The 11,870-nt window shown below is 73.4% G+C and carries 9 protein-coding genes; 2 read left to right on the top strand and 7 right to left on the bottom strand.

What is annotated here, in order from left to right:
• Positions 1 to 578: 578 nt before the first annotated feature.
• The 4 genes from ABEA93_RS03980 to ABEA93_RS03965 form a co-directional block, all read right to left on the bottom strand.
• A complete protein-coding gene (locus ABEA93_RS03980; protein WP_345673835.1) occupies positions 579 to 815 on the bottom strand; it encodes a hypothetical protein in 237 nt (78 codons plus the stop codon).
• Between the two features lie 62 nt (positions 816 to 877).
• Positions 878 to 1,261, bottom strand: coding sequence for a WhiB family transcriptional regulator (locus ABEA93_RS03975; RefSeq protein WP_423533309.1), 384 nt, complete (start codon positions 1,259 to 1,261; stop codon positions 878 to 880).
• 113 nt (positions 1,262 to 1,374) lie between these two features.
• Positions 1,375 to 1,779 (bottom strand): hypothetical protein, encoded by a 405-nt coding sequence (locus tag ABEA93_RS03970; protein ID WP_345673833.1) that lies wholly within the window; start codon positions 1,777 to 1,779, stop codon positions 1,375 to 1,377.
• A 381-nt stretch (positions 1,780 to 2,160) separates the two neighbouring features.
• Positions 2,161 to 4,383, bottom strand: coding sequence for an ATP-dependent DNA helicase UvrD2 (locus ABEA93_RS03965; protein ID WP_345673832.1), 2,223 nt, complete (start codon positions 4,381 to 4,383; stop codon positions 2,161 to 2,163).
• Between the two features lie 166 nt (positions 4,384 to 4,549).
• On the opposite strand from ABEA93_RS03965, the gene ABEA93_RS03960 reads away from it, so the two are divergent.
• A complete protein-coding gene (locus ABEA93_RS03960) occupies positions 4,550 to 4,816 on the top strand; it encodes a mycoredoxin (protein ID WP_345673831.1) in 267 nt (88 codons plus the stop codon).
• A 138-nt stretch (positions 4,817 to 4,954) separates the two neighbouring features.
• Here ABEA93_RS03960 and nudC read toward each other — a convergent pair whose 3' ends face one another.
• Positions 4,955 to 5,884, bottom strand: coding sequence for an NAD(+) diphosphatase (gene nudC, locus ABEA93_RS03955; protein ID WP_345673830.1), 930 nt, complete (start codon positions 5,882 to 5,884; stop codon positions 4,955 to 4,957).
• Between the two features lie 152 nt (positions 5,885 to 6,036).
• On the opposite strand from nudC, the gene ABEA93_RS03950 reads away from it, so the two are divergent.
• Positions 6,037 to 6,903, top strand: a complete 867-nt coding sequence (locus ABEA93_RS03950) for an endonuclease/exonuclease/phosphatase family protein (RefSeq protein ID WP_345673829.1) — start codon at positions 6,037 to 6,039, stop codon at positions 6,901 to 6,903.
• 48 nt (positions 6,904 to 6,951) lie between these two features.
• Here the strand turns inward: ABEA93_RS03950 and ABEA93_RS03945 are convergent, their stop codons facing one another.
• Both ABEA93_RS03945 and ABEA93_RS03940 read right to left on the bottom strand, forming a co-directional pair.
• Positions 6,952 to 8,148: a PP2C family protein-serine/threonine phosphatase gene (locus tag ABEA93_RS03945; RefSeq protein ID WP_345673828.1), complete on the bottom strand. Its 1,197-nt coding sequence runs from the start codon at positions 8,146 to 8,148 to the stop codon at positions 6,952 to 6,954.
• A 30-nt stretch (positions 8,149 to 8,178) separates the two neighbouring features.
• On the bottom strand, positions 8,179 to 11,838 hold the full coding sequence (locus ABEA93_RS03940; protein WP_345673827.1) for an ATP-dependent helicase: 3,660 nt from the start codon (positions 11,836 to 11,838) through the stop codon (positions 8,179 to 8,181).
• Positions 11,839 to 11,870 lie beyond the last annotated feature (32 nt).

Below are 11,870 nucleotides of genomic sequence, written 5' to 3'. Positions count from 1 at the left end.
CTGCGGGCGAATACTCCGCACGCTCTCGCAGTTCGCCGGCCGGTCGACGATCAGCGAAGCCGGGCGCGCCCACCGGGTCAGCCACGCGCCCGGGCCCGGTCGACGACGCCACACCCCGGCACCGCGCCCGACCCACCCGACGCACGGACACACGCAACAGCACCGGACCATCCCCGCCCGAACCGCCCGCCCGATCACCCACCCCCCACGCACACGCGGACCCTCCCGCCCGGCGCCTCGCAAGGCGCCCGACGGTGGGTCCGCGGGCAAGTCCTGTGCACGGTCTGCTAGTTCACCTGCCGGTCCGCCAGTCTGCCGAAGCCGAGTGCGGGTCGGCACGGCCCGCCCAGTCAGCCGGAAAACCGGCCGCCAGGTGAGTCGTTCACTCCCGCGGCCGGCCGAAGCCGACTGCGGTCCTGCACGGTCCACCCCGTCAGCCGGAAAACCGGCCGCAGGGCGGATCGTTCACCCCGTCGCACGCCCGACACTCCGCATCGACAGCGGCGGAGCATCGAGGCCACGGGGTTGTGCCGCCGGCCGTCCCCGGCAGGGGGCGGGCGGCGAGGTTCGGGGCGCGACTACTGCATGACCGCGAGGGCCAAGGCCCTCCGTGCCCGCAGGCTGGCGACCTCGGCGCGGCGCTTCATCTTGCGAGCGGCGCGGACGTGGGCGGCCCTGCGGTGCAGTTCGGCTTCGCGTAGTCGCTCCTCCATCTGTGCTCTTGCGAGGGCTTCGTAAAGGAGATGCATGTCACGGCTCCTGTCGACGACCGGCGCAGAGGTCGGCTCGGTCGCGGAAGGCTGGTAGGTGGTCATGGGTTCCTGGCTTGCGGTGCGATTGCGGCGGACGAGGGATGCGCGGGGGAGATCGGCGGGGTTCACGCGGCGACCTCGGTCTTGCGCGGACGCCCACGCGGCCGCTTGCGGGCGACGACGACGCCCTGGATGAACAGCTCCCCACCCCAGACGCCCCACGGCTCGCGCCGCTCGAGCGCGCCCTGGAGGCACGCGGCACGGACCGGGCACTCCTGGCAGAGGGCCTTCGCGTACTCGACGTCGGCGGGCGACTCGGCGAAGAACACCTCCGGGTCGTAAGAGCGGCACGGGATCGTGCCCTCGACGGTGTCGATGTCGTCGAACGCGGTCAAAGTCATCAGGTCTACCTCCGGAACGGGGACGGCCAGAGCGGCGGCGGTTGGCGGCTTGTCGTACGGCACGTGGTGCTCCTCGTTGGTGAATCGCCGAGCGGGCTCGGCCGGCATTGCTGCCACTTCATGCGTGTGCGCGGTCCTGGCGGGTTTCAGGGCAAAGACAAGGGCCGCGGATCCCGGTGTATACGGGTTCCGCGGCCCTGGAGAGCAGACCTGACGTGTCGTCAGGTTCGCGTCCTCCAGGACGGGTACCCGTGCATACCGGCAAATCCGGTCGATCCCATGGCGTGTGCCATGTCCGTGACCTGCTGCTGCTCACATGCCGCCACGTTCGATGCCAACGGTCGTGCATCGCGCGTGAGGACGGTCGTGCGCTCGCTGCCCCGCCATGCCTGCTCGACGCTGTGCGCCAGACCGATGCTTTCGCCGCGACCCGCGAGACGGGCGGCGTCGGTAATCACACGGGCATCGGTCTCGGCATAGGTCGCCGAGGGCAGGTTCCGCACCGCGAAGCCGTCGAGCTTCAGGACGGAGGCAGGCAGAAGCGAACCCAGCTCAGCAGAACGCACCGACATCGCGGACGGGGCGACGGCAGGACCGGCAACTGCGAGTTTGAAGTTGATCGTCATGTCGTTCGCCTCCCTTCCACGGGGGTCTCGGGGCGCCGCCGACTGGGCGGTTCCGGAAAACTGGTGGGCAGTGCTGCTGTGCTTGGTGCAGGGTGTGCAGTGCTGGACGTGCGGTGTGCGGCCCGGTTTCACAACCGAGCACGGTCAACACGTTGACCGTGCTCGTGAGGTTAGATCGGGTCCGGAAGGATGCGCAAACTATTTTCCGCGTGTCCGCTCTCACTCGAGGGAAGTCCCTCGGGATGCGGCTGCTTCCCGCGTGACCGGAACCTTGCGGAGCGTTCGCACGTTACTCCCGGAACTGCCCGCGCGGAAGATCGAAGTCCCAGGTCAAGGCCGGTTCGCCGGGCCCGTCCGAGGCCGTCCGAGGCCGCCCGCGGATCAGAACTCGTCGTCCGGCGGGGCGGGCACGTCGTCCTCGGGCGCCACCGAAAAAACTTCTTCGGCAGGTTCGTCCGCGCCCTTGGGATCCCGTCCGGCGACCAGCGCCAGCACCTCCGCACCGAACCGGTCCAGCTTGGTCCGGTTGACGCCCGCGATCCGCGCCAGCTGCACCGCCGACGACGGCTGCACTTCGGCGATCGCCGTCACGGTCGCATCGGTGAACACGCAGTAGGCCGGTTGCCCCAGCTCGCTCGCGCGGTCCTGCCGCCAGTCCAGCAGCCGTTCCAGCATCGCCTCGTCGACGTTCGACGGGCAGTCGAGGCACCGCGCCAGCTTCCGCTCCGCCGCCTCGGCCAGCCCGCGCCCGCACACCCGGCACCGCACGGGTCCGGCCTTGCGGCGTTTCTCGCGCGGCGTGAACGGCTCCCCCGCCCGGCTCACCGGCCCGCGCCCCGCGGACAGCGACGCACCCGACGCCGCCGATCCGCCGCGCAGCCCGTCCAGGAACCGCGACGCCTTGCGGTGCGCGCGCCCGCCCGGCGAACGGGACAGCGCCCACGACAGCACGAGGTGCTCGCGCGCCCGGGTGATCCCGACGTAGAGGAGGCGGCGCTCTTCTTCGATCTTGGCGTCGGTATCGGCGTAGGTGATCGGCAGCATGCCCTCGGTCAGGCCCACCAGGAACACCGCGTCCCATTCCAGGCCCTTGGCGGCGTGCAGCGACGCGAGCGTGACGCCGTCGACCGTGGGAGCGTGCTGGGCGTTGGCGCGTTCGGCGAGTTCGTCGACGAAGTCGCGCAGCGTCGCCTCCGGCCGCCCGGCGGAGAAGTCCTCGGCGAGGCGCACGAGCGCGTTGACGGACTCCCAGCGCTCGCGGACCTGCCCGGATCCGCTCGGCGGTTCCGGTGTCCAGCCGCCGCCGGAGGCGAGGACGGCGGACACCTCGGCGGCCAGCCCGTCGCCGTCGGCTCCCCCCGCCGAGCGGGCCGCGCCGCGCAGCAGCACGGCGGCCTGCCGCACCTCGGGACGTTCGAAGAACCGCTCGGCGCCGCGCAGCACATAGGGGATGCCGCGGTCGGCCAACGCCTGCTCGTACGCCTCCGACTGCGAGTTGGTGCGGAACAGCACGGCGATCTCCGCGGCCCGCACCCCGCGTTCGAGGAGCTGCTTGACGCGCCGCGCAACGCCCTCGGCCTCGCCCGGTTCGTCGCCGTACTCGACGAACTCGGGTGCGGGGCCTTCGGCGCGCTGCGACACGAGTTCGAGACGGTGCTTGGCGGCTTCCCCGGTGGCATGCGTGAGCAGCCGGTTCGCCAGCCCCACGACCTGGGGAGTGGAGCGGTAGTCCCGCACCAGCTCGACGACTTCGGCGCCGCGGTGGCGGTGGCGGAAGCCGAGCAGGTAGGAAGGCGTGGCGCCGGTGAAGGAGTAGATGGTCTGGCTGGCGTCGCCGACCACGCACAGGCTGCGCGCGTGCTGCGTCCACAGGTCGAGGAGCCGCTGCTGGAGCGGGTTGACGTCCTGGTACTCGTCGACGGTGAAGTGGCGGTACTGGGACTGGACTTGCTCGCGCACGTCGAGGCGTTCGTCGAGGAGGCCGATGGTCAGCAGCAGGACGTCTTCGAAGTCCATCTGGCCGCGGCCGGATTTCGCCTTCTCGTACGCCGCGTACACGCGCGCGACCTCCGCCGCGTCGCGCGGCGGTTTGCGGCCGGACGCGGCGACCTGCGCCACGTAGTCGTCCGGCGCGACCTGGGTGGCCTTGGCCCATTCGATCTCGCCGGTGAGGTCGCGCAGCTCGGCGCGGTCGGCGCGCATCCGGCAGTGCTGGACGGCCTCCGCGACCAGCGGGACCTTGCTGTCGACGAGCCGCGGCGCGTTCACCCCGTACGTGCGCGGCCAGAAGAACTGGAGCTGGCGCAGCGCGGCCGCGTGGAAGGTCCGGGCCTGGACGCCGGGCACGCCGAGCTGGCGCAGCCGGCCGCGCATCTCCCCCGCGGCGCGCGCGGTGAAGGTGACGGCGAGGGTCTGCCCGGGCTGCATGACGCCGGTGAGGACGCCGTAGGCGATGCGGTGGGTGATCGCCCGCGTCTTCCCGGTCCCGGCGCCCGCGAGGACGCAGACCGCACCGTCGACGGACTTGGCCACCCGGCGCTGCTCGGGGTCGAGCGCGTCGAGGACCTCGTCGGCGGTGGGCGGGGGGCCGTAGTGGTCGATCACCGGGACATCCTCTCAGGCGGCTCCGTCACATACCGGCCGTTGTCCACAGGCCCGCTCCCGGGGGTGAGGTTGTCCACAGGCTGCGGGGCCGGCGGCGGGAAGAAATCCGGATCCGGCGTACGTTGTGCGGAACGCCCGCAGCACCCGAGCAGAGGAGATCCCCGAGATGTCGGCCACCGTGACGATGTACAGCACCCCCTGGTGCGGGTACTGCCGCCGCCTCAAGAGCCAGATGGAGCGCGAGGGCGTGGCGTACACCGAGGTCGACATCGAGCAGGACGCGCAGGCGGCCGAGTACGTGATGAGCGTCAACGGCGGCAACCAGACCGTCCCGACGGTCGTCCTCGCGGGCCCCGGCGGCGACATCCAGTGGGTCGCGACCAACCCGAGCCTGGCCCAGGTCAAGGCCGCCGTGTCGGAAGCCGCGGCCTGACGCGGACGGAGCCCGGCTCCGCCCTGCCGCATTCCGCGCCCGCCGACTCCATACCGCCCAGCTCCGCACCATGCGATTCGGGACCCCGGATTCCGGGGTCCCGAGCGGCATGCGGGCGGGGCGTCTAACGGCGGTTGGCTACCACTTGTTCGACTCCGCGATCGGCTTCCCGTACCAGAGTTCGACGAGCCGCCGGGAGATCGAGATGCCGCCCGGCAGCAGGATCTCTCCCGCTTCCACGGCGGCGCCGAGTTCCTCGCGGGTGAACCAGCGGGCTTCGGCGATCTCCGTGCCGTCGACGTCGACGTGGTCGTCGGCGGCGGTGGCGTGGAAGCCGAGCATCAGGCTGGACGGGAACGGCCACGGCTGGCTGTCGACGTAGGCGACGTCGACCACCCGCGTGCCGACCTCCTCCGCCACCTCCCGCACCACGGCCTGGCGCAGCGACTCGCCCGGTTCGACGAAGCCGGCCAGCGTGGAGAACCGCTTCTCGGGCCAGCTCGGCTGGCGGCCGAGGAGGGCGCGGTCCTGCGGGTCGACCACCAGCATGATCACCGCGGGGTCGGTGCGCGGGAAGTGCTCGGTGGCGCACGCCGTGCACTTGCGGACGTGCCCGGCCGCGGTGGGTTCGCTCGGCTGTCCGCAGCGCGAGCAGAAGCCGTGCGTGCGGTGCCAGTTCTCCAGGCCGAGCGCATGCACGAGCAGGCCCGCGTCGCGGTCGCCGAGCACCGAGCCGAGCGTGTAGAGGTGTCCGACCTGGATGCCCGCGTCGTCGGGGACCTCGGGCAGGGCCGCCGCGGCGACCGCGAAGTGCGCGGTGCCGTCGGGTTCGACGCCGAGGAAGTAGCGCTCGCCTTCCGGGGCGTCCGCGGTGCCGCGCAGCACCAGCACGGGCCCGCCGTCCTCCGGGCCGAGGTCGCGCCAGTGCACCTTGCCCTGCTCGATGACCAGGACGCGGGTCTCGGGCGCCTCCCAGGCGGCGGCCAGCCACGCCTCGTCGAGCCGGTGGTGCGCGGCCCGGTCGTGCTCGGCGCCGGTCAGCGGCAACGTCTGTTCGCGATCGCCCACGAAACCCTCCCCTGGGTCGTTCTCGTCCTGCCGGGTCCGGTCGGTCCCGCGGTGGTGCCGGACGCACGTGACAACGCCGTCCGCATGATCCGGTCTACACGATCGCGGCGCGAGGGCGTGTCCGGGGTCGGCGGGCGGCGTACCGTCGGTGCATGACGGTGCTGCGCGTCGCCACGTTCAATGTGTTGCACGGCATGTCGCTGGACGACGGTACGGCCGGTCCGGGGCAGCTCGCCGAGGCCTTGTCCGCGCTGGACGCGGACATCGTCGCGCTGCAGGAGGTGGACCGGCACCAGGCCCGCTCGCAGGGCGCCGACCAGGCCGCGGTGGCGGCCAAGGCGCTCGGGGCCGAGCACTGGCGCTTCCTGGCCGCGGTGCACGGGGTTCCGGCGCCGGTGTCCGGGTGGCTGGCGGATGCGGGGAACCCGGAGCGGCACGTGTACGGGCCGGAGCAGGACGGCGTGGGCGGCCCGTCGTACGGCATCGCCTTGGTCTCCCGCCTGCCGGTGCTGCGCTGGCGGGCGCGGCGGTTCCCGGCGGCGCCGTTCGGGCTGCCGCTGCGCGTGCAGGGCCGTCCGGGGCTGACCCGGGTGCCGGACGAGCCGCGGTCGATGCTGGCCGCGGTGGTCGAGAGGCCGTCCGGGCCGCTGACCGTGCTGGCCGCGCATCTGTCGTTCGTGCCGGGATGGAACGTGTCGCAGCTGGCCCGAGTCGGCCGGTCGTCGGCGGACCTGCCGCAGCCGCAGCTGCTGCTCGGCGACTTCAACCTGCCGGGGCGGATCCCGCAAGCGGTCGTCGGGCGCCGGGAGCGGGACGCGAACGGGCCCGCGCGGCCACGGCGGCAGCGCGTGCGGTGGCGGTCGCTGGCCCGGGTGCCGACGTATCCGTCGTACCGGCCGCGGGTGCAGTTCGACCACGTGTTCGGGCACGGGCTGGGGCCGGATGCGGTGCGCCGCACCGAGACCGTCCGGATGGGCGTCTCGGACCACTGCGCGCTGGTCGTGGAGCTTGAGCTGTGACCCGGCCGGCCGCCGACCGGCCCGACGTGCTCATCGGACTCACCGGACTCACTCGACGGGTTCGGCAGGTCCGGCGAAATCGGCGGGCCCGGCCGCGCGCGGCGCCGGCTCCGCCGCCGTGCCCGCCTGCGGCGCGTACATGAGCAGCAGCATCGCCGCGTCGTCTTCGAGAGCCCGGCCGACGTGCCGTTCGACGTCGTGCTCGATCCGGTCGAGGGTCTCTTCCACACCCGGCAGCGCGTCGGGGGCGCGTTCCGCGAGCGGATAGAAGGCGCCCTGCGGGTCGCGGGCCTCCACGATGCCGTCGGTGAACATCAGGACCCGGTCGCCGAGCCGGATCGGCGCGGTCAGCACCGGGATCTCGAACAGCCCCGGATCGACGATGCCGAGCGGCGGCACCGGCGACGGCGGGTCGAGGGGCTCCGCACGGGCGGAGCGCAGCAGCAGGGGCGAGGGATGCCCGCAGTTGACGACCTCGACCACGCCCTCGACCGGGAAGGCGACCAGGACCAGGGTGACGAACTCCTCGACATCGGCTTCCAGACGGCGGCTCATGCTGGCCGCGATACGGCGCACCACGCCGGGCAGCTCGGGCTCCTCGTAGGCGGCCTCGCGGAAGGCGCTGAGCACGGCCGCCGCGGTCTGCACCGCGCCGAGGCCCTTGCCGCGGACGTCGCCGACGACCGCGCGTGCGCCGTACGGGGTGAGGATCACCTCGTACAGGTCCCCGCCGATCCGCGCCTGCGCCGCCGCGGCCCGGTACCGGACGCCGACCCGCAGCGGCCCGATGCGCCGCGGCACCGGGCTGAGCAGCACGCTCTGCGCGGCCTCGGCGACGCTGCGGACGTCCTCGATGATGCGTTCCTGCCGCTCGCGCACGATGACGCCGACCCAGCTGGACAGCGACACGATGAGGATCGCCAGCAGCGTGACGAGCGGTTCGCCGCTGCCCCGGCTCTCGCCGCTCGCGGTGAGCAGGATCATCGCCAACGCGGCGAACAGCCCGGCGACCAGCGGGGTGCGCCGTTGGCCCGGCGTGATGCCGGCGAGGGCCGGGGCGACCGCGAGCAGCGGCCCGATGTGCACTTCGGCGGGCGTGCTGAAGCCGATCACGACGACCAGGACGATCACGGCGAACGGCAGCAGGCGCAGCGTCGAACCGACCACGCGCAGGCGCCGGCTCCGGGCGTCCTCGGGGACGTCCGGCGGCTCGACGGGCTGAAGCTCCAGGTCGCGTGCTGGCATCGTCGGGCTTGTACCTCGAAAACCCCGTGGTCAGTCCGCCCCGGTGTCCTCCGCGTCGTCGGCCGGTCCGGCGAGCACCTGTTCGATCCCGGCCCGGTCCGGGAGACCGGTCGGGCGGATGACGTGGCCGGAGCGCACGTAGACGAACGAGGCCGTCACCCGGTCGAGGGGCACGCCGGCGAGGTCCGCCCAGGCGAGCCGGTAGACGGCGAGCTGGAGCGGGTCGGCGTTGTGCGCGCGGCCGGTCTTCCAGTCGACGACCTCGAAGCCGTCGCCGTCCCGGTACACCGCGTCGATGCGGCCGCGCACCACGCGGCCGCCCAGCACGAGCTGGAACGGCTCTTCTATCCGGTACGGCGCGCGCTGCGCGTACGACGTGCGCAGGAACGCCTCTTGGAGTTCCACCAAGTCGGCCTCGTCGCTGATGTCCTCGTCCGCGGCGCCGGGCAGGTCGTCGGGCTCCAGCAGCGGGCGTTCGCCGAACTGCGCCTCGATCCACGCGTGGAACCGGGTGCCGCGGCGGGCCGCGGGAGCGGGCGGGCGCGGCATGGGCCGGGCGAGTTCGCGGGCCAGCCCGTCCGGGTCCGAGGCGAGCCGCAGCAGTTGCGACGCGGACAGCGACCCGGGCAGGTCGACTTCGCGCACCCCCGACCGGCCGCGGGCCAGCTCTTCGACGAGCCGGTCGAGGTCGCGGTCCCAGGAATCGACGAGGTCCTGGTCGGCGGGGCCGAGGCCGAGCACGTCGATCTCCGGGTCGAAGCCGAAACCGGAGGAGCCGGCCGCGGAGGGGCCGGCCGCGGAGGGGCCGGCCGCGAGGCCGGGTCCGCCGTCGGGGCCGGTCGCGTCGGCAGGCGCGTCCGTACCCGGCGCGGCGGCGGTCCCGTCGCTCCCGGAGTCCGGGCCCTCGTCGGCCGTGTCCTGCCAGCCGTCCGGCTCCGCACCGTCGTCGGGCCAGTCCTCGGGCGGCGGCGGGTACTCCTCCGGGTCGTCCGGCGGCTCGTCGAAGAACGGCACGTCGGTGTAGCCGTCGCCGGCCGTCGCGGGCGCCGGCTCGATCCCGGCCGCGGCCGCCGTGGCGGCTTCGGCAGCCGCCGCCTCCACGCGTACGAGCGCCTCCGCCACGTCGCGGGCCGCCCGGCGGCGTTCCTCCAGCGCGGTCGCGTCGAGCGGCAGCGGCCACGCCTGTTCGACGTCGCCCGCCAGGTGCGGGTTGCTCTCCTCGACCGGGTCGTCCGTCCAGGTGACGATTTCGCCGTGGCCCGCCGCGCAGTGCTCGGCGAGGCGCCCGAGGAACTCCGACGGGCCGCGCTTCTTCTTCTGAGTGCGGCCCCACCAGTGCCCGGACGCCACGAGGAGCTGCTTGGGGCGGGTGAACGTGACGTATCCGAGGCGGAGTTCCTCGACGGCCTTGTGCGCCTTCATGCCGGCGTCGAAGGCTTTGAAGCCCTTCGGGGTCAGGTCCGGGAGTTCCGGGACGCCGTCCTTGTCGCCGCGCAGCGGGTGCGGCAGCGTCGCGCCGCTCCCCGTCCACTTCTTCTGCGCCTGCGTGCTCGGGAAGCCGCCGGTGACCAGCCCCGGCACGGCGACGACCTCCCATTCGAGGCCCTTGGACTTGTGCGCGGTGAGCACCTGCACGGCCTCGCCGGTGCTCGGCAGGCTCCCGTCGAGGCCCTTGTCGTGCTCCGCGGCCGTGCGCAGGAAGGCGAGGAACGCGGTCAGCGACGGGTCGCCATCCAGGTCGGCGAATCCGGCGGCGACGTCGAGGAAGGAGTGCAGGGTCTCCCGGCGGCGGGCGGCGAGCGCGTTGGGCGACGCGGACAGTTCCACTTCGAGGCCGGTGACCGCGAGGATCCGGTGCAGCACGTCCATGAGCGGTTCGCCGAGGTGCCGGCGGAGTTCCCGTATCTCGGCGGCGAGGCGCGCGAAGCGGACCCGGGCCTCGCGCGAGAACGGGTGGTCGTCGCCGGGATCGGCGACCGCGTCGGACAGCGACACGACCTCGGTGGGGTCGACACCCGCGACGGCCTCTTCCAGACGTGCGTCGGGGCCTTCCGCGGGGCCGCGTTCGAACCGCACCAGGTCGGCGGCGCGGCGGCCCAGCAAGGCGAGGTCGCGCGGACCGATACGCCAGCGGGGACCCGCGAGCAGGCGCACGAGCGCGGCGTTGGCCGTGGGGTCGTCGAGGACCTCGCAGGCGGCCACGAGGTCGGCGACCTCGGGAAGGTTCAGCAGGCCGGACAGGCCGACCACCTCGACCGGGATGTCGCGTTCCACCAGCGCCTTGTGGATTTCCGCGAACTCGCTTGCGGTGCGCGCGAGAACGGCCACGTCGCCGGGCCCGATCAGCGCACCGTCGGGCCGGAACCGGGTGCCGATGACGTGCTGGACCTGGTCGGCGATCCAGGCGATCTCGCCGTCGTGGGTGGCGAGCAGCGCGCAGCGGGTCCAGCCGTCGCTTTCCGCGCCGTCGGCGGGGCGGAGCGCTTCGACGCCTTCGTGCATCGCGCGCAGCGGTTCGGCGAGGTCGTTCGCGAAGCGCAGCAGCCGCCCGCCGCTGCGCCGGTTCTCGGCGAGGGAGAAGCGCAGAGCGGGGGTTCCGTCGCGGCGCGGGAAGTGCTCGGGGAACTCGTCGAGGTTGGCGACGGACGCGCCGCGCCAGCCGTAGATGGCCTGGCAGGGGTCGCCGACCGCGGTGACCGGGTGGCCGCGGCCTTCGGCGAGGCCCGGGTCGGTGTCGTGCGGAATGCCGAACAGACCGGAGAGCAGGCGGCGTTGCGCGACCGAGGTGTCCTGGTACTCGTCGAGGAGGACGACGCGGTAGGTGTCGCGGAGGATGCGGCCGACTTCGGGGCGCTCCTCGGCGAGTTGCGCGGCGTAGGCGATCTGGTCGCCGAAGTCGAGGAGGTCGCGGTGCCGGCGGGCGTCGGCGTAGTCGGCGACGAGCCGCAGGAGGTCCAGGCGGTTGCGGGCGGCCTCGGCGGCCTTCTTGGCGCCCGCGGACGGCTTGGGCAGCGCGTCGACGTCGGCCAGCAGCGCGACGTCGAAGGCGCGCAACACCTCCACCGGGACGAGGTGTTCGGCCATTTCGCCGCCGAGCGCCAGCACGTCCGCGGTGATCGCGGACAGGGTCTTGGTAAGGGTCGGGAACGGACCGGGCGCGCGGCGCGCGGTGCGGGCGGCGAGCTGGTAGCGGGTGGCGTCGGCGAGCAGCCGCGCGGATGGTTCGAGGCCGATGCGCAGACCGTGTTCGGACAGCAGCCGCCCGGCGAACGCGTGGTAGGTGGAGATGGTCGGCTCGCCCGCGTCCTCGTCGTCGAGCGGCAGGCCGACGGCCTCGGGCAGGCCGAGCGGTCCGGGGCCGCCGAGCCGGAGCTTGGCGAGGGCGGTGCGCACGCGTTCGGCGAGTTCGCCGGCCGCCTTGTTGGTGAAGGTGAGGCCGAGGACGGCGTCGGGGCGGACCGCGCCGGTGCCGACGAGCCAGACCACGCGTGCGGTCATGACCGTGGTCTTGCCGGATCCGGCGCCCGCGACGATGACGCCGGGTTCGAGCGGGGCGGTGATGGCGGCGATCTGCTCGGCGGTATAGGGGACGCCGAGGAGGGATTTGAGGTCCTCGGGGTCGCGCAGAGGGGTCGGGTGAGCGGGTCGCACCGGCGCAACGTTAGACGCACCGGAGGACAGGTGCCGCATCGTCCCCGATACCGCGGGCCGGACCGGCGCGG

The sequence above is a fragment of the Yinghuangia aomiensis genome, assembly GCF_039542225.1.
GTDB lineage: Bacteria > Actinomycetota > Actinomycetes > Streptomycetales > Streptomycetaceae > Yinghuangia > Yinghuangia aomiensis.
This window is presented reverse-complemented; position numbering and strand designations above follow the sequence as displayed.